This window comes from uncultured Parasphingorhabdus sp. (assembly GCF_963975735.1).
Classification (GTDB): domain Bacteria; phylum Pseudomonadota; class Alphaproteobacteria; order Sphingomonadales; family Sphingomonadaceae; genus Parasphingorhabdus.
Genome location: NZ_CAXBIA010000004.1, coordinates 15838 through 33407, shown reverse-complemented (window position 1 = coordinate 33407; position 17570 = coordinate 15838). Strand labels below are relative to the sequence as shown.

Sequence of the window (17570 nt, the reverse complement as noted above, 5' to 3'; positions counted from 1 at the left end):
GATGGTCTCGCTTCTGACTCATATCAGCACATTTGGGCATGGTATCGCTGCGATATTGTTCGGCGCGCTCGCCATCTGGCAATTTCAGCGGAAGGTCGAGCGTAGCGAACAACATATCTGGCTGGTGATAGCGATCTCGCTGACCAGCTTTTGGGCATTGTCGATTGCAGTCGAAGGTTTCCTGTCGCCGATTGCCCGCTTTGCCGAGTCCTTGCGCAACTTTGGCTGGCTGGCCTTCATGTTCATTCTGCTGCGGTCCGGAGAAGGGCGCGATGAACCGAAAACGGTCAACAGCATCTATGTCGCGCTGGCGTTTGTATTGCTCGGCCAGATAATAGTAGATGCGCTGATACCTGCTTTTGCGGGAAGCCCGCGTCTGGAAGGCGTCACTTTATATACTTCGCTGGTTTTGCGGATGATCTTTGCCGTGGGCGCGCTCGTGCTGGTCCACAATCTATATTCGATTTCCGCGCCGGAAACCCGATGGGGTATCCGGCTGCCCATGGCGTCGCTGGCTGCGATCTGGACCTTTGATCTCAACCTGTTCACGATCACCTATCTGACACAGCAATTGCCGCTGGAATTGCACGCGATGCGTGGCGCGATGATGGCGGTTGTTGCGCCCATTCTTGCCTTGGCCTCGGTTCGCAACACAGAATGGAATTTGAGGTTGTCGCGAAGCGTTGCCTTCCGATCGTTATCGCTCGTGGCGATTGGCAGTTACCTCCTGATGATGGTCGTCATTGCTACAGCATTGCAGATCATTGGCGGCGACTATGCCCGTCTGGCCCAGATCAGCTTTCTGTTCGGAACATCCATCGGCGCCCTGCTTCTGCTCCCTTCGGGACGGTTTCGGGCATGGCTGAAGGTGAAATTGGCCAAGAATTTTTTCCAGCACCGCTATGATTATCGTGCGGAGTGGATCCGCTTTACCGACACAATCGGTCGCCCCGGTGCCGATAGCGCGCCTTTCCATGAACGGGTGATCAAGGCGATCGCGGATATCACCGATTCACCGGGCGGCATTTTGCTGATACCCGACGATTCTGGCCAATTGGTGCTGCAAGCCCGTTGGAACTGGTCGTCGATCGATGTGCCGGCGCGTGCCTGCACCGCCAGAACGATCTCTTTTTTCGAGGACTCCAGCCATATCGTCGAATTTGACGCGCTGCGTGCCGATCAGGACGACAAATGCGATCCGGCAGCCATTCCGAACTGGATGACCAGCGATGACCGGGCGTGGGCTGCGGTTCCGCTGGTTCATTTCGACCGCCTCACCGGTCTGATGCTGCTGGCGCGGCCACGGATCAACCGGACACTGGACTGGGAAGATCTGGATATGTTGCGTGTAGTAGGTCGGCAGGTCGCCAGTTATCTGGCCGAAGCCCGCAGTCAGGAATCGCTCTCCGAAGCGCAACGATTTGACGAATTCAACCGCCGGATGGCGTTCGTCATGCATGACATCAAGAATCTTGTCAGCCAGTTGAGCTTGCTCGCCCGAAATGCCAAGCGCCATGCCGACAATCCTGAATTCAGGGTCGATATGATCGAAACATTGCAGGATTCAGCCGATAAACTGAACGGTCTGCTGGAACGTTTGTCGCAGCATAATAACGCCAAGCAGGAACCCCCGAAGCCGGTGAAAGTACGGGAACTGGTCCAGTCGATCATCGAGAAGAAACGGATATTGCACAATATGGAAACGACCCAGATCGACGATCTGACGGTGATGGCGGATCCGGTCCGGGTGGACCAGATTCTCGGCCATCTGATACAAAATGCTATCGATGCCAGCGCGGAAGACGAGCCGATCTTCATCAACGCGCGCCGCCGGGATCTGAGCGTCGCTATAGAAGTACGGGACGAGGGGCGCGGCATGTCGACAGAGTTTATTCGCAGCCAGCTTTTCAAACCTTTTGCCTCGAGCAAAAAGGGCGGCTTTGGAATTGGTGCCTATGAAGCCCGGGAACTCGCCCGGGCGATGAAGGGGCGTCTGGAAGTCGAAAGCAAGGAGGGGGCCGGTAGCCGGTTCACACTGATCCTGCCGCTTGCCAAGCGTTTGTCCGATGAAAAACCCACAGATGAAAGGGCCGCATGATGCCGGACAAGAATCAACCGAAAAGAGAAAAACTGCTGATCGTTGAAGATGACCCGGGCCTGCAAAAGCAGCTCAAATGGGCCTATGACGAATTTGATGTTATCGTCGCTGGCGACCGGGAAACCGCGATAGAGATGCTGCGTTCGGAAGAACCGGATGTGGTGACGCTCGATCTCGGCCTGCCACCGGACCCCGATGGCACCACCGAAGGCTTTGCGACGATGGAAGCCATATTGAGTCTGAAGCCGGATACAAAAGTAATCGTCGCCTCCGGTCATGGTGAAAAAGCCAGCGCCTTGCGTGCGATCTCTGGCGGGGCCTGGGATTTTTATCAAAAGCCGGTCGATATTGACGAGCTGGGTCTCATTGTCCGCCGTGCCTTCCATGTCCGTAAACTGGAACAGGAAAACGCCATTCTCGCGGCGAGGGGGAATGGCGAAGGACATATTCTGGGCCAGATCATAACCGGTGCTCCGGAAATGCTGAAAGTCGCGCAAATGATCGAGCGGGTGGCCAACACCAATGCGTCGGTGATGTTGCTGGGCGCCAGCGGTACGGGCAAGGAATTGCTCGCCAAAGGCCTGCATGAATCAAGCGACCGGAGCGGCAAGGCTTTTGTCGCGATCAATTGCGCTGCCATCCCGGAAAACCTGCTGGAGTCCGAATTGTTCGGACATGAAAAAGGGGCTTTTACCGGAGCGATAAAGACCACCGAAGGCAAGATTGAACAGGCCGACGGCGGGACGCTTTTCCTGGACGAAGTCGGTGACATTCCGCTACCGTTGCAGGTAAAATTGCTGCGGTTCCTGCAAGAGCGCGTGATCGAACGGATCGGTGGACGCAACGCGATCCCTGTCGATACGCGGATCGTCTGCGCGACCCATCAGAATCTCGAAAAGATGATCAAGGAAAATGCGTTTCGCGAAGATCTCTACTACCGGCTTGCCGAAATCGTGATCAAGATCCCGCCGCTATCCGGCAGGTCTGGCGATGCGAGTCTGCTTGCCCGGCATTTCCAGAAGAAATTCGCTGCCGAAATCAATCCGGCGGTAAAAGGTCTGGCTCCCGACGCGCTTGCTGCGCTCGAAGCCTGGCACTGGCCCGGCAATGTCCGCGAACTGGAGAACCGGATCAAGCGTGCGGTGATCATGGCCGATGGCAAGATGATCGCCGCCAAGGATCTCGATCTGGACGTGGATGAAGATGCCGCTGGTGATCTGCTCAACCTCAAGGCGGCGCGCGAGGCCGCCGACCGTTCGGCTATCCTGCGGGCTATTTCCCAGACCAGCGGCAATATTTCCAATGCGGCAAAATTGCTCGGTATCAGCCGACCGACTTTATATGATCTGCTCAAACAATATCAGCTGCAGCAAGCCAGCTGAATGGTGATGAGGCATTTTTCCCGGACATTGCGCGTTCGCAGCAATCCGCTGGTTCTGGCGGCGGCGCTGGCGCTGGGCGTGGTTGGCGTTCCGACGGCTATATACGCTGCCAGCCAAGGCAATGCCGATGCCCGCGAGGCCTTTGCCAATGCCGAGAAATTTCGTGCTCTTCGTGATGTAAGATCCGCCCGGATCGAACTAATGAATGCGATCAAGGCCGATCCCGAATGGATCGATGCGCGCGTGGCGCAGGCCGAGGTACTGCTCGGGCTTTATGACGGAATTGCCGCAGAAGCGGAACTGGACCATGCGCTGGAACTTGGTCTCGACCCGGCTGCTGTACGGCATCTCTATGGCCATGCCTTGTTGTTGCAGGGGAAGGCGCAAAAGGCGCTGGATCAGTTGCAGGCGGATGATATCCCCGCCGAACATCAAGGCTATGCAGCGCGCATATTGGGTAAGGTGGCTCTGCAACTGGGGGATGATCCGCTTGCCAGCCGGTCTTTCAACCGGGCGATGGAACTGGACCGGCGGAATCCGGATCTATGGGTCGATATCGCGCGTTTCCGTGCGGATTCCGGAGATCAAGCCGGTGCGACAAACGCGGTCGACGAAGCAGTGAAGCTGGATCCGGACAATATTCGCGCGCTGCAATATCGTGGCGAGTTGTTGCGGTTCCAGTTCGGTCTGGGTACGGCGCTGCCGTGGTTCGAGCGGGCGCTGGAGATTGACCCCAATGATGTGCCGCTGTTGACCGAATATGCAGCGACCCTGGGCGATATGGGACGGATGACCGAGATGCTCACGGTCGCGCGCAAAATCATTGCTCTGGATGGCCGCAACCCGAGGGCCTTTTTCATGCAGTCGGTTCTGGCAGCGCGGGCGGGTAACTATGGTCTTGCAAGACGATTGATGCACAAGACCGAAGGCACAGTCGACAATGTTCCGGCGGTCATGCTGGTGCAGGGCATTATCGAACATGGCGAAGGCAATTATAACGCCGCCGTCGACAAATTTGCCCGGCTCGCGTCGATCCAGCCTGATAACCGGCAGGTGCAAAATCTGCTGGCGCGCTCGCTTTATCTGGCCGGAAGCGCGGTCGATGCCGTCGATGTTCTCAAGTCCCAGGTCAACAGGACCGGTGCCGATCCCTACGCCTTGTGGCTGGCAGGGCGCGCGCTTGAATCATTTGATGAACGCGGTCAGGCCGCAGGCGTCATGAACCGCGCTGCTATCCATGACACCGGCAGGGAAGGCGCGATTGTCGAGGACGTGCCGCTCGGCATATTGTCTGCCGAAGCGCAGCGAAATCCGAATGATGCACGGGCAGTGGTTCCCTATATTCGCGCGCTCTATAATGCCGGCGATTATGTCACGGCCTTTGCCGAGGCCAAGCGGCTGCAAGAGGGTAACCCGGGCGCAAGTGCAGCGCATATACTGGTTGCCGATGTCGCCGCCGCAATGGGTAATTTTGACGAAGCGCTTAACGCGCTGGACAAGGCGCGCAGCATCCGCTTTTCCGAACCGGTGATGTTGCGTCTGGTCGAGGTGCTACGGTCACAGGGTAATATGCAGAAATCGGGCGAGGTTCTGGCGCAATATCTCAATTATAATCCCAGCAATATCGCTGGATTGCGCTGGATGGCTTATGCCCATCTCGAAACGAAAAGCTGGTCCGTGGCGGCCCATCTTCTGGAAAATCTGCGGCTGCGGATTGGCGACAATGATGCGTTGATCATGGCCGGACTGACGCAGGCCTATACCGGGCTGGGGCAGACCGACAAGGCGATTGCCGCCGGGCGGATTGCCTATCGCGTGCAACCGTCAAGCCCGGTAGTGTCGCATCTCTATGGTCTCGCTCTGACTGCGGATGGCAAGCGCAAGCAGGATGCGATAGCGCTGCTCGAAAAAGCGGTCGCTATCATGCCTGAGAATAGGGTCTATCGGGAAAGTTTGCGGCACGCCCGTTCCATCGCCGGGCAGAGCCGGAGTAGCGCTGAAAGTTGAACGCCGTTCAGGCTTCGCTTTTTACCAGATCATCAATCGACAAATCGAGCCGCTTCATCTGGCGCTCGACGGGGGGCCAGACATTCTTGATGAAATCTTCCCGTTGCGCCCGGCGCAGGCGATCTTTTGCGCCCGCCGCGACGAACATGCCGACTCCGCGCTTCACTGTGACGAGTCCGTCCTCCTGGAAGCCCTGATAGGCTTTTGCAACCGTCAGTGGGTTGGCACCTTGATCGGCTGCAAAAACGCGAACCGATGGCAGCATGTCACCTTCGCGATATTCGCCATCCAATATGGATTCGGAGATTATGTCGCGTAGTTTCAGATAGACGGGCTTGCTTGAATTGTTCATACTGCCTCACTGCCATAATACAGCCATGCAGGCAAGGCAGAAGTTCAGCTTTTTCGGGTATTTGGTAAAATCATGTATCGGCTTCGCCCGCAGTTGCGGGGTTCCAATATGAGAATATATCCTTGAGTTCCGGTCGCGGTCGTTCGGCCAGTTCGGCGTTGGATGTACCGAGATAGAGGAAGCCGGCGATTCTTTCCGGATCAGAACCGAACAGATCGCGGACATCCTCGTTGAATGCCGGCCAGCCGGTAATCCAGCCACCGACAAATCCCATGGCGTGGGTGGCGTGGAGAATGTTCATCACAAATGCGCCGCAGCTCAGTTCCTGTTCCCAGAGGGGAATCTTGGTCGATGTGACAGGGGAGTACATCACGACCAGCAGGGTCGGCGCCAGGCAGGCCATCGACTCCAGCGATTCGAGTTCCATCCGTCCGGCTTCCGGCCGTTCTTTCAGATAGGCATTGTGGATGCCATTGGCGAGAAGGCTGCGCTGATCATCGCCAACCGCAATCACGCGCCAGGGCGCCAGCTTGCCGTGATCCGGCGTCCGCAGAGCAATGGTGACAATCTCTTCGATCTGGGCCTCGCTCGGACCGGGTGCAATCATATCGCGCGGTCGCCCGGATCGGCGGGATGGGAGGTAGCTGGCGAGACTGCTGAGGTCGTTAAATTGCTTTTCGGTCATATCCGTCACTTCGGAAGAGACGGGGCCGATTGCAAGGCGAATATGCGATAAACCGGTCTCGCTTGTAACAATCTGCTTCACTTGCGCATTTTTTTCATTAGGGTGCGGGGCAACCGGACTGCATCATATAGTCCACACAGTATATCGGGGAGTTCATAAATGGCGGGTGAGTATCTGGAATCAGGCGATGCACGAGGCACATTCCTCGGCCATCCCAAGGGACTGTTTGTTTTGTTCTTTGCCGAAATGTGGGAACGTTTTTCCTATTACGGCATGCGCGCCCTGTTGATATTCTATCTCGTTCAACACTGGATGTATTCGGATAGCGAAGCGGGCGTAATCTACGGTGCCTATACCGCTCTGGTCTATATCACACCGGTCGTTGGCGGCTATCTGGCTGATCGTTATCTCGGGCAGCGCAAAGCGGTTGCCTTCGGGGCCTTGCTGTTGACTTTCGGCCATTTTCTGATGGCTTTCGAAGGAGACGGCCTTGGTCAGGCTGACCCTGCGATCAATATCTTCTGGCTGGCACTTGCCTTCATCATCGTCGGTTCGGGCTTTTTGAAAGCCAATATCTCGGTCATCGTCGGGCAACTTTATACCCGTACGGACATCCGCCGCGATCCGGCCTATACGATTTTCTACATGGGCATCAATCTTGGCGCCGCGCTGGGTGCGATTATCGCTGGCTGGCTGGGTCAGACCTATGGTTGGTCTTACGGCTTCGGTGCCGCCGGACTGGGCATGTTGCTCGGTCTTGTCGTATTCATCTGGGGCAAACCGCTGCTGGTCGGCCGTGGTGAAGCCAATGATCCCAAGCTTCTCGAAAGCAAGGTCGGCGGCATCAAGTTTGAATGGCTGCTCTATCTCCTCAGCTTCGCGACTGTCGGTCTTGTCTGGATATTGATCCAGTATCAGGCTCTGGTCGGATCATTGCTGGGCATCGCCGGTGCAATATTGGTGATTTACGTCCTTTATACCGCTGTCGCGAAACTGGCTTCGGAGGATCGCGACCGTATCTTTGCGGCGATGTTCCTGATTTTCGGTTCGATCCTGTTCTGGGCCCTGTTCGAGCAGGCTGGTTCGTCGCTGAACCTGTTTACCGACCGCAGTGTTGACCGGACCATATTGGGAATCGAAGTCCCGGCATCGGTATTCCAGTCGATCAATGCGATCTACATTGTGTTGCTGGCGCCGGTCTTTGCATTGCTCTGGACCATGCTCGGCCGCAGGGGGCTTGAGCCTTCCGCGCCGGCGAAATTCGGTCTCGGACTGATCCAGCTGGGCGCAGGCTTTCTGGTGCTGGTTGCCGGTGCATTGGCCGCCGGAACCGGTAATCTTACTCCGGTCCTGTTCATTTTCCTGATCTATCTGCTGCATACGACCGGTGAACTCTGCCTGTCTCCGGTAGGTCTGAGCGCAATGAACCGCCTGGCGCCTTCGCATATGGCGAGCCTGATCATGGGTACCTGGTTCTTTGCTTCTGCCACCGGTAACTTCGCTGCGGGATTGATTGCTTCGGCTGTCGGCGCGGAAGGTGCCGGTCCCGATCGCGTACTGGAAGTCTATTCAACCGTTGGTTGGGTAGCGGTCGGTGTTGGTGTTGCGGTGATTTTGATTTCGCCGCTGATCAAGAAGCTGATGCATCTGGATACACTTGCGGACGACAATGTCGGTGATGATCTGGAAGGCCAGTCGGAATTTGGCGAGCCCGGAGCCGGCGGTACCCACCCGACGATAAAATCATAAGACAAAGGGGTTTTCTATGAAATTTCGGGCTTTGCTGGCGCTATTTGCTGGCGGATCGCTGTTGGCCGGTTGTGCGGCCACCGCAGCGGATACCAATTCGGCCAGCACGGTCGCTCCCGTAAAGTCGGGCAAACCGGTAAAAACGGCTTTCCCGTCGACCTACAAAGCCTATCCGTCCACTCCCACCGCCATCACCGGCGTGACTATCTTCGACGGTGAAGGTGGTCGGATCGACAATGGTACCGTGTTTATCGCGGGCGGAAAAATAACCTCTGTCGGTGGCGCTGATACCGCGATCCCCGCCGACGCAACGATAGTCGACGGCTCCGGCAAATATGTGACGCCGGGCATCATCGATGTGCACAGTCATCTCGGCGACTATCCGACGCCCAGCGTGTCGGCGCATAGCGACGGCAATGAAGCGACCTCTCCGGTGACCCCCGAAGTCTGGGCGGAACATAGCGTCTGGCCGCACGACCCCGGATTTTCGCGGGCGATGGCCAATGGCGGGATCACCTCTCTGCAAATTCTTCCCGGCTCGGCCAATCTTTTTGGTGGTCGTTCGGTTACGCTGAAGAACGTGCCGGCGCGAACCGTGCAGGCGATGAAATTCCCCGGCGCGCCTTATGGTATGAAAATGGCCTGCGGCGAAAATCCGAAGCGGGTTTACGGCAGCCGCAACCGCATGCCATCGACGCGGATGGGCAGTCTGGCGCTCAACCGGCAGACATGGATCGACGCGCAGGAATATCGCAGCAAGATGAATGATGCCAAGCCGCCTAAGCGCGATCTGGGCAAGGAAACATTGGCCGGTGTGCTCGACGGAGAAATACTGGTCCACAATCATTGCTACCGCGCCGACGAGCTTGCCCAGATCATCGATATGTCGAAGGAGTTCGGCTATAAGGTGACCGCGTTTCATCATGCCGTCGAAGCCTATAAAATTGCCGATATATTGGCGGAAGAAGGCATTTGCTCCGCCGTCTGGGCCGACTGGTGGGGCTTCAAAATGGAAGCTTATGACGCCATTCCGGAAAATGCGGCGCTGCTGCAAAAGGCCGGTGCCTGTGTGATCATCCATAGCGATGACGAAAACCAGATCCAGCGACTCAATCAGGAAGCGAGCAAGGCGCTTGCCGATGGCCGCGCGATGGGGATCGAAATCAGCGACGCGCAAGCAATACAATGGATCACGCTGAATCCTGCCAGAGCGATGGGCATTGATAAAATGACCGGCAGTCTGAAACCGGGCAAGATGGCCGATATGGTCTTGTGGAACGGCAACCCGCTCAGCGTTTATTCGCGACCGGAGAAAGTCTGGATCGACGGTGCGCTATTGTTCGACAGTGGAGATGCCAGCCGCCGTCCGGTCAGTGATTTCGAGCTCGGCCAGCCGGGTGAAGGAGACGTGAAATGAAGCGTTTTGCAATATTGCTCGCCTCCGCTGCAGCTCTGATCACCGCTCCTCTTGCGGCGCAGACCACGGCCATCACCGGCGGCAAGGTCGTGATCGGCGACGGTAGCGCGCCTATCGAAGGCGGTACGGTGCTGATCCGCAACGACCGCGTTGTCGCTGCCGGTGCCAATGTCACCATCCCCGCCGATGCGCGGCGGATTGACGCGACCGGTAAATGGGTCACCCCGGGTATTTTTGCCGGGTTCAGCCGGATCGGTCTTGTCGAGGTCGGCGCGGTTACCCAGACCAATGACATGAACGCCAGCGGCTCGCCTTTCTCGGCGGCCCTCGATGTTCAATATGCGATCAATCCCTTTGCATCTCCGGTAGCGGTGAACCGCGCGGCAGGGGTCACGCGGGCGGTTGTCTCGCCGAGTACCTCCAGTTCAATTTTTGGTGGCTATGGCGCGGTTGTCGATCTCGGGCAGGATGAAAATCCGATCACCAAGGCGCGCGCGTTCCAGTTTGTCGAACTGGGCGAAACCGGACACAGTCGGGCAGGGGGCAGCCGTTCTGCTTCCCACATCCATTTTCGGGCGCTGCTCAATGAAGCGCGCACCTATGCGCGCAACCCCGCTGCCTTTGATAGCGACCTGCTCAAGGCGTCCGATGCAAAGGCATTATTGCCGGTGATCAACGGCAGCACGAAGCTGCTCGTCCACGTCGAAAGCGCCAATGACATTTTGAAGGTTCTTGACCTGCGCAAGGATTTCCCGGCGCTGAAACTGGTCCTGGTCGGTGCCAACGAAGGCTGGCGCGTTGCCGGTCATATTGCGGCAGCGGGCGTGCCTGTGCTGGCCTCGGCGCTCAGCGATCTTCCTTATGGTTTTGAAGACCTGTCGGCGACCCAGTCAAATATTGGCCGGATGAAGGATGCCGGCGTCAAGGTGGCAATCGGCATGATCAATGACAATGATGCCCATCAGCTGCGCTATTCGGTGCAATATGCCGGCAATCTCGTCGCGCTGAATAAAGTGCCGCGTGCTACCGGTCTGAGCTGGGACGAGGCGTTTGCCGCGATCAGTTCCGTACCCGCCGACATCATGGGCATGAGCGGACAACTCGGCTCGCTAAAAGCCGGTCGTCAGGCAGATGTTGTGATCTGGAGCGGTGATCCTCTGGAGCTTTCGACCCAGGTCGAGACCGTGATTATCGACGGCGTCGACCAGTCGCTGAGCAATCGCCAGATGCGGCTGCGCGACCGGTACAGCAATCCGGCCCCGGGCGCGTTGCCAAAGGCTTATGATCGCTAGCCGCTAGAGGCGCACCATCGACATCATCCGGTCGCCATAGCGGAGGCCTGCGGTGCCGCCGACGGGCGCTGCGGTTTCCAGCTCGTCGAGATCTGCTTCGGTCAGTTCAATGTCGACGGCCGCCATGCTGTCTTCCAGAGTGGCCCGCCTTTTCGATCCGGGAATAGGCACGATAAAGTTGCCCTGTGCCATGAGCCAGGCGAGGGCAATTTGTGCCGGCGAGCAGTGATGCCGTTCGGCTACCGCCTTCACCACGTCGACCAGTTTCATGTTCAGAGAGAAATTCTCTTCCGAATAGCGCGGGTCATTGCGGCGATAATCATCTTCCGGCAGATCGTCGCGGCTGCTGATCTGGCCCGTCAGGAACCCCCGGCCCAAAGGACTGTAAGGGACAAAACCGATGCCGAGGTCTTGACAGACCGGCAGGATGTCTTCCTCGATACCGCGCTCCCACAGGGAATATTCGGACTGCAAGGCGGCAATCGGATGGGTTGCGTGCGCCTTTTTAAGGGTTTCTGCTCCGGCTTCCGACAGGCCGAGATAGCGGACCTTGCCTTCTGTCACCAGCTCCGCCATCGCGCCGACCGTATCCTCGATCGGGACATTAGGATCGACGCGGTGCTGGTAGAACAGATCGATGGTATCGACGCCCAGCCGGAGCAAGGATCCCTCGCAGGCCCGGCGCACATTGGCCGGGCTGGAATCGACGCCGGTCACTTGTCCATCCTTGAATGCAAAACCGAATTTGGTCGCGATGACCAGTCGCTCGCGGCGTCCGCGGATCGCCTGGCCCAGCAATTCTTCATTGACATGCGGGCCGTAGACTTCGGCAGTATCGAAGAAGGTAACACCAAGTTCGATCGCCCGGTCAATCGTCGCGAGGCTTTCGGCCCTGCTGGCCATGCCGTACATGGCTGTGCCGATTCCGGCCATTGGCATACAGCCGAGACCCAGCGCGGAGACTTCCAGTTCGGGTCCGAGTTTGCGATATTTCATGTCATATCTCCTTCGCTTCTGGCGATTGTCGCCGTCACGGCCATATTCGTGCTGACGTTGGCAACCGTCCGCATGATATCAGGAAAGGTCTCTATTGCCAAAAGCAGTACCAGCGGTTCGATCGGGACGCCCATCGCGATGCAAATTGGCGCGATGGACGTGATGAAGCTGATCGAGCCGGGCAGGCTGACCGCTCCCATGGTGGTAATTGCTGCCACGACCACTCCGATCGCCAATGCGCCGACCGACAGTTCAATTCCCATCAGATGGGCCACGTAAATGGCAACTGCGAGGTTCATGCAGGGGCCGGTCGCGCGGAACAGGGCGACCGCGATCGGCAGTACAACATCGGCCGAGCGTTCGCCGACGCCCATGGCTTTGACGCCGTTGACCATCGCTGGCAGGGAAGCGAGCGAGCTTTGCGTGGAAATCGCTACCGCCTGAGCCCTTGCCGATGCCTTGAAAAATGCAATCGGGCCGCGTTTGCCGCCGATATAGGTAAGCACATAGCTGAACAGCCAGATCACCGCGCCGATGCTGCTGACGATCAGGACATAGTGGAGCAAGGCGCCAAAGGCCGCCAGTCCTGCATTGGCGCCGACGCCGAGCGCCAAAGCGAAAACGCCCAGCGGTGCCAGCGCCAGGACCCACTGGATCAGGATCAGCAGCGCGTCGGCAACAGCATTGAAAAACTGGTCGAGCATCACTCTTTGCCCCTCGGGCAGGCGGGTGATCGCAAAGGCAAATGCCAGGGCAAAAACCATCAACGGCAGCACAGCGTCTTCTGCGGCAGAGGCGATGGCATTGGTTGGAATGAGCGCGCGGAGGAATTCGCTGAACGGAGGCACCTCGCCCGGTGGCGCTGCGCTTCCCAGTGCAGATCGCAATGCTGCTGCAGCGTTCCCGTCAAGCGGGAAGAGTTCGAGCAAGGCGGGCGTCACCAAGGCGGCCATGGCCGAGGAGCACCAGAGAATGAAAATCATGAAAAATATGGCGCGAGCGGTCATCCGTCCGGCTCGGGCCATGGACGCTGCCTTGCCGATGCCGACGATGAGCAGGGTGAATACAAGCGGAATGACGGTCATGCGCAAGGCGTTGAGCCACATGTTGCCGATCACGTCAGCCGCTTCGACGAGCAAGGCGTTTCTGGTGCCGACAAATAGTCCGACCAATATGCCGAGAACCAGAGCAAGCAATATGATCAGTGCTTTTTTCAATATCCTGGCCCTTTGGTCTGTTCGAATGGACCATCAACCATGGCGGCCTCCATCTGGCAAGGGATGATTAAGTGTAAATTTTGGGATTGAATTCATTCCTTCTTGGTTTCCGCCGGTTTGATGGGCTAGAGACGTGCGGAACAGGGCCTGACCATTTTGGGATGTGAGTTTATATGACCAAGAAATTTTTCGGTACCGACGGTATCCGCGGCCTGACCAACAAGCACCCGATGACCGCCGAAATCGCCATGAAAGTAGGGCAGGCCGCCGGACGGCATTTTCTGCGCGGAGATCACAAGCATCGCGTTGTGATCGGCAAGGACACCAGGCTATCGGGCTATATGATGGAAAATGCGCTGGTTGCCGGTTTTACCAGTGTCGGCATGGATGTCGTGCAGGTTGGTCCCATGCCAACGCCTGCGGTGGCTTTGCTGACGCGGTCAATGCGCGCCGATCTCGGGGTGATGATATCGGCCAGCCACAACCCCTATTATGACAATGGTATAAAATTATTCGGCCCCGACGGGTTCAAGCTGTCGGATGAAGACGAACTCAAGATCGAGGCTTATCTTGAGGAAGAGACGAAATTGGCGGAGCCGGCGGATATTGGCCGCGCAAAAAGATTTGAAGACGCCCGCGGCCGCTATATCCATGCCGTCAAAATGTCGCTGCCGGACCATATCAGACTGGATGGCCTGAAAATCGTTTGCGACTGTGCCAATGGCGCGGCTTATCAGGTGGCGCCTTCTGCATTCTGGGAATTGGGGGCCGAGGTTGTCAGTTTGGGGATCAATCCCAATGGTCTGAATATCAATGACAAATGCGGCTCGACTGACTTGGCCATATTGCAGGAAACCGTGGTCTCTTCCGGCGCCCATATCGGCATTGCGCTGGATGGAGACGCCGACCGTCTGATCGTTGTCGATGAAAAAGGACAGGTCGTGGACGGTGATCAGCTTATGGCATTGATCGGGTCGAGCTGGAGCCGCGACGGCTTGTTGCGCGGTGACGGCATCGTCGCGACGGTGATGTCCAATCTCGGGCTGGAACGGTTTCTGAAGTCTCAAAATCTGGATCTGGTGCGGGCGAATGTCGGTGACCGCTATGTTCTCGAAGAGATGAAAAAGGGCGGTTATAATGTCGGCGGGGAGCAGTCCGGCCACATGATCCTGCTGGACCACGGCACCACCGGCGACGGCACGGTGGCCGCCTTGCAGGTATTGGGGCAACTGGTCGAAAGCGGCAAGCCGGCCAGCGAATTGCTGCACCTGTTTGATCCGGTTCCGCAACTGCTCAAGAATGTCCGCTATAGTAGCGGCCAGCCGCTCGACAGCGAGAAGGTCAAGGCTGTGATCGCGGAAGCGGAAAAGGAACTGGAAGGTTCCGGCCGCCTTCTGATCCGCAAATCGGGAACCGAACCGCTGATAAGGGTGATGGCAGAGGGTGATGATGAAGTTCAGGTCAACGCAGTCGTCGACCGGATTTGCGCCGTTGTCGAGGAAGTGGCTCGCTGATGCTGGCGATGCGTCCCGATTGCGAAAGCTTTGGCAAGGATTTGCCAGCCGAGCAAGCTGGCGCGCTGATCTGCAGTTTTGAATGTACATTTTGTGAAAATTGTAACAGCGAAAAGCTCCACAATATCTGCCCCAATTGCGGTGGTATATTGAAAGCCCGGCCGACCCGTTCAGCGGAGCTGCTGGAGAAATATCCTGCTTCTACCGAACGGAAATATAGATGCTGAGCTTTCTCGATGCGATGGATGCCAGAACCATTGTGGTCATTGGTCTGATCCTGCCGGTGCTGGTGACGCTGGTCCTTTTCTTTTTTGCGCGCGGGTTTTTCCGGCGGTTCTGGATATTGATCCTCCTGATTGCCGGGGCGCTTGAATGGTTCCTGATCGTCCAGGTCGGGCCGCTGTTCCTGTGACCGGAAAATGCCCACGGATATTGTCGATCGCCGGTTCCGACAGCGGCGGCGGCGCGGGCATACAGGCGGATATCAAGACGATCACCATGCTGGGCGGCCATGCGATGACGGCGATCACCGCGATCACTGCGCAGAATACGCTGGGCGTCCAGGCGGTTCATCAAATACCCACCGCGATGATACTGGACCAGATCGAATCCGTTGTCAGCGACATCGGCGTCGATGCGGTCAAGATCGGCATGATCGGCAGCGCCGATGCGGCGCGGGCGGTGGCGCAATATCTTGATAAGCTCAGCATCGCGGTCGTCTTTGACCCGGTGATGGTCGCGACCAGTGGCAGTACATTGGCGGACGCCGACACGATCGCGGCCTTTGGCGCATTGATGGACATTGCTTCTGTCGTCACGCCGAATTTGCCCGAGCTGAAGGCATTGGGTGGCAGGGACGAGATCCTGGGACACGGCTGCCATCTCGTCATCAAGGGTGGTCATGGTGACGGCGCTGTGGTTGTCGATGAACTATATGCGCCGACCGGACTGATCAGGCGGATCGAGGGCAAGAGGCTGGATACCAGCGAAACCCACGGCACCGGCTGCACCTTTGCCAGCGCACTGGCTTGCGGACTGGGCAGCGGGATGGCGCTTGAAGCGGCATTTGAACAGGCGATTTCGTTCACGCGGATCGCGATATTGGAAGCACCGGGGCTTGGCCAAGGCAGCGGTCCGCTCGGCCATCAATTTGTTACCGATTTTCAGGACGATGATCGATGATCGCAGGTGTGGATGAAGTGGGCAGGGGGCCGCTTGCTGGCCCGGTCGTGGCTGCTGCGGTAATCCTGCCCGATGGTCACAACATCATCGGACTGGATGACAGCAAGAAGCTGACCGCTAGAAAACGCGCTCGACTGGAACTGGAAATCCTCGATTGCGCCCGTTTTTCGGTGGCGCAATGTTCCGAGATCGAGATTGACGATATCAACATCCTCCAGGCGACGATGCTGGCGATGACACGGGCTGTCGAAGGTCTGGATGATGTGCCCCGTCATGTGCTGGTCGATGGCAACCGCTTGCCCAAGTGGCGCTATTCAGCCGAAGCGGTGATCGGCGGAGATGCGATCCATCCCTGCATTTCTGCTGCCTCGATCCTCGCAAAGGAATTTCGCGACCGGTTGATGATCGCCGCGGCTGAAGAATATCCGCAATATGGCTGGGAGCGGAACAAGGGCTATGGCACGGCGGAGCATCTGGCGGCGTTACGAGAATATGGCCCGACGCCCCTCCACCGGCGCAGCTTTGCTCCGGTGTCCCAGATGGAATTGCTCTAGGCTTCCGCCTCTGCCGGCTTTGGCGCGATCTTGCGCTCTGCCAAAACCCATTCGCCGCTTTCGCTTTTGATATATTTGGGTTGGCGGGTGACGTTCCAGACCAGGCCCATTTTCTCCAGCAGCAGCAGGACATAGCCGGCGATATCGATCTCCCACCATGCCATGCCCTGAAAACTGGCGCGCGGATGTTTGTGATGATTGTTGTGCCAGCCCTCACCGAAGGTCAGCAGCGAGAAAATGAAGCTGTTCTTGGCAGTGCCGACGCCCTTGGTGTGACGTTGTGATCCGACGACATGGGCGTAGCTGGAAATCCCCAAAGTGATCTGCAGGACGACGAAGGTCCGGAAATAGCCACCGATCAGGATCGTGCTGATGACATGGTCCCAGCCGCCAAAGGCAAGGCCCCAGATGCCCGGAAAGATGATCAGCGAGAAGATCAGCCAGTACCAGCGCGTCTTGTGCAGCCAGAGCACGACATCATTGTCGGCAAGACCCTTGCCATAGATGCTGGTGTCGGTGACGCAATCGTCCATGAACCAGCCGAAGTGCGAGTGGAACATGCCCTTCAACCGGCTTGTCTTGCGACCCCGGCCATCGAGCCACGGGCTGTGCACGTCGCCGATTTCATCGCTATGGGCGTGGTGACGCCGGTGGTCGGTGGCCCAGCGCAATACCGAAGACTGGATCGACATTTGCGCCATTGCGCCGAGTATATATTGCATCGGTACCGATGTTTCGAAGGCCTTGTGCGAATAATAGCGGTGAAAGCCGAGCACGATGCCGAGCATCAATATGATATATCCGGCGATGAAGGCCGACCATTCGACCCAGCCGGTATCATAAGTGAACATATACCAGACCGCAGCGATCGATCCGAAAATCTTGGATCCGAAAACAATCGCATATTCCCTGCGTTTCTCGCGTCCAGCCTCGCCGCCGACTATGACGCCGGGATGGGGCCGGGGTTCGTCGCTTTGCTGAGAAATGCCGTTTTCTTGCTGATATTTATCGCGAAAATTGCGCGCCATCTGTTTTCCGACCCCTGTAATGTTACACTTTGGAGCTAATCTGCTTATCCAGCATATAGCCGGAGCGCTCCTTTTTGGGAACCAAATTTGAACTCGG

At 57.5% G+C, this 17570-nt stretch carries 16 protein-coding genes; 11 read left to right on the top strand and 5 right to left on the bottom strand.

The window, feature by feature from the left end; translation table 11 throughout:
* Position 1 precedes the first annotated feature (1 nt).
* Genes prsK through AACZ86_RS07295 form a run of 3 tightly spaced genes read left to right on the top strand, consistent with a single transcriptional unit; the run spans position 2 to position 5487 of the window.
* A complete protein-coding gene (gene prsK / locus AACZ86_RS07305; protein ID WP_339690866.1) occupies positions 2 to 2098 on the top strand; it encodes an XrtA/PEP-CTERM system histidine kinase PrsK in 2097 nt (698 codons plus the stop codon).
* Positions 2098 to 3480 carry a PEP-CTERM-box response regulator transcription factor gene (gene prsR, locus AACZ86_RS07300; protein ID WP_339691160.1) on the top strand — a complete coding sequence of 461 codons (1383 nt, stop codon included), beginning with the start codon at positions 2098 to 2100 and terminating at the stop codon, positions 3478 to 3480. Before prsK ends, prsR begins: the two co-directional genes overlap by 1 nt.
* A gap of 6 nt (positions 3481 to 3486) precedes the next feature.
* A complete protein-coding gene (locus AACZ86_RS07295; RefSeq protein WP_339690864.1) occupies positions 3487 to 5487 on the top strand; it encodes a tetratricopeptide repeat protein in 2001 nt (666 codons plus the stop codon).
* Positions 5488 to 5494: 7 nt separating this feature from the next.
* Here the strand turns inward: AACZ86_RS07295 and AACZ86_RS07290 are convergent, their stop codons facing one another.
* A complete protein-coding gene (locus AACZ86_RS07290) occupies positions 5495 to 5839 on the bottom strand; it encodes a GntR family transcriptional regulator (RefSeq protein WP_339690863.1) in 345 nt (114 codons plus the stop codon).
* Positions 5840 to 5909: 70 nt separating this feature from the next.
* Positions 5910 to 6524 (bottom strand): nitroreductase, encoded by a 615-nt coding sequence (locus AACZ86_RS07285; RefSeq protein WP_339691158.1) that lies wholly within the window; start codon positions 6522 to 6524, stop codon positions 5910 to 5912.
* A 159-nt stretch (positions 6525 to 6683) separates the two neighbouring features.
* On the opposite strand from AACZ86_RS07285, the gene AACZ86_RS07280 reads away from it, so the two are divergent.
* The 3 genes from AACZ86_RS07280 to AACZ86_RS07270 are packed head-to-tail and all read left to right on the top strand — an operon-like array spanning position 6684 to position 10982.
* On the top strand, positions 6684 to 8273 hold the full coding sequence (locus AACZ86_RS07280) for a peptide MFS transporter (RefSeq protein WP_339690862.1): 1590 nt from the start codon (positions 6684 to 6686) through the stop codon (positions 8271 to 8273).
* A gap of 16 nt (positions 8274 to 8289) precedes the next feature.
* Positions 8290 to 9690 carry an amidohydrolase gene (locus AACZ86_RS07275; protein ID WP_339690860.1) on the top strand — a complete coding sequence of 467 codons (1401 nt, stop codon included), beginning with the start codon at positions 8290 to 8292 and terminating at the stop codon, positions 9688 to 9690.
* A complete protein-coding gene (locus AACZ86_RS07270) occupies positions 9687 to 10982 on the top strand; it encodes an amidohydrolase family protein (RefSeq protein WP_339690858.1) in 1296 nt (431 codons plus the stop codon). The genes AACZ86_RS07275 and AACZ86_RS07270 overlap by 4 nt, the downstream gene beginning before the upstream one ends.
* Positions 10983 to 10985: 3 nt before the next feature.
* Here AACZ86_RS07270 and AACZ86_RS07265 read toward each other — a convergent pair whose 3' ends face one another.
* Both AACZ86_RS07265 and AACZ86_RS07260 read right to left on the bottom strand, forming a co-directional pair.
* Positions 10986 to 11978 (bottom strand): aldo/keto reductase, encoded by a 993-nt coding sequence (locus AACZ86_RS07265; protein WP_339690855.1) that lies wholly within the window; start codon positions 11976 to 11978, stop codon positions 10986 to 10988.
* Positions 11975 to 13195, bottom strand: a complete 1221-nt coding sequence (locus AACZ86_RS07260) for a cation:dicarboxylase symporter family transporter (protein ID WP_339690853.1) — start codon at positions 13193 to 13195, stop codon at positions 11975 to 11977. Before AACZ86_RS07260 ends, AACZ86_RS07265 begins: the two co-directional genes overlap by 4 nt.
* Positions 13196 to 13368: 173 nt before the next feature.
* Between AACZ86_RS07260 and glmM the strand changes: the two genes are divergently transcribed.
* From glmM to AACZ86_RS07235, 5 genes are read left to right on the top strand one after another with little or no spacing between them, the layout of a single operon-like run.
* Positions 13369 to 14709 carry a phosphoglucosamine mutase gene (glmM, locus tag AACZ86_RS07255; protein ID WP_339690851.1) on the top strand — a complete coding sequence of 447 codons (1341 nt, stop codon included), beginning with the start codon at positions 13369 to 13371 and terminating at the stop codon, positions 14707 to 14709.
* Positions 14709 to 14936, top strand: coding sequence for a DUF1272 domain-containing protein (locus AACZ86_RS07250; protein ID WP_339690849.1), 228 nt, complete (start codon positions 14709 to 14711; stop codon positions 14934 to 14936). Before glmM ends, AACZ86_RS07250 begins: the two co-directional genes overlap by 1 nt.
* Positions 14930 to 15121 carry a hypothetical protein gene (locus AACZ86_RS07245; protein ID WP_339690847.1) on the top strand — a complete coding sequence of 64 codons (192 nt, stop codon included), beginning with the start codon at positions 14930 to 14932 and terminating at the stop codon, positions 15119 to 15121. The genes AACZ86_RS07250 and AACZ86_RS07245 overlap by 7 nt, the downstream gene beginning before the upstream one ends.
* Positions 15118 to 15891, top strand: a complete 774-nt coding sequence (thiD, locus tag AACZ86_RS07240) for a bifunctional hydroxymethylpyrimidine kinase/phosphomethylpyrimidine kinase (RefSeq protein ID WP_339690844.1) — start codon at positions 15118 to 15120, stop codon at positions 15889 to 15891. Before AACZ86_RS07245 ends, thiD begins: the two co-directional genes overlap by 4 nt.
* Complete coding sequence (locus AACZ86_RS07235; RefSeq protein ID WP_339690841.1) at positions 15888 to 16445, top strand: ribonuclease HII; 558 nt, start codon at positions 15888 to 15890, stop codon at positions 16443 to 16445. Before thiD ends, AACZ86_RS07235 begins: the two co-directional genes overlap by 4 nt.
* Here AACZ86_RS07235 and AACZ86_RS07230 read toward each other — a convergent pair.
* Positions 16442 to 17473 carry an acyl-CoA desaturase gene (locus AACZ86_RS07230; RefSeq protein ID WP_339690839.1) on the bottom strand — a complete coding sequence of 344 codons (1032 nt, stop codon included), beginning with the start codon at positions 17471 to 17473 and terminating at the stop codon, positions 16442 to 16444. The two genes, AACZ86_RS07235 and AACZ86_RS07230, sit on opposite strands and share 4 nt — an antisense overlap.
* Positions 17474 to 17570 lie beyond the last annotated feature (97 nt).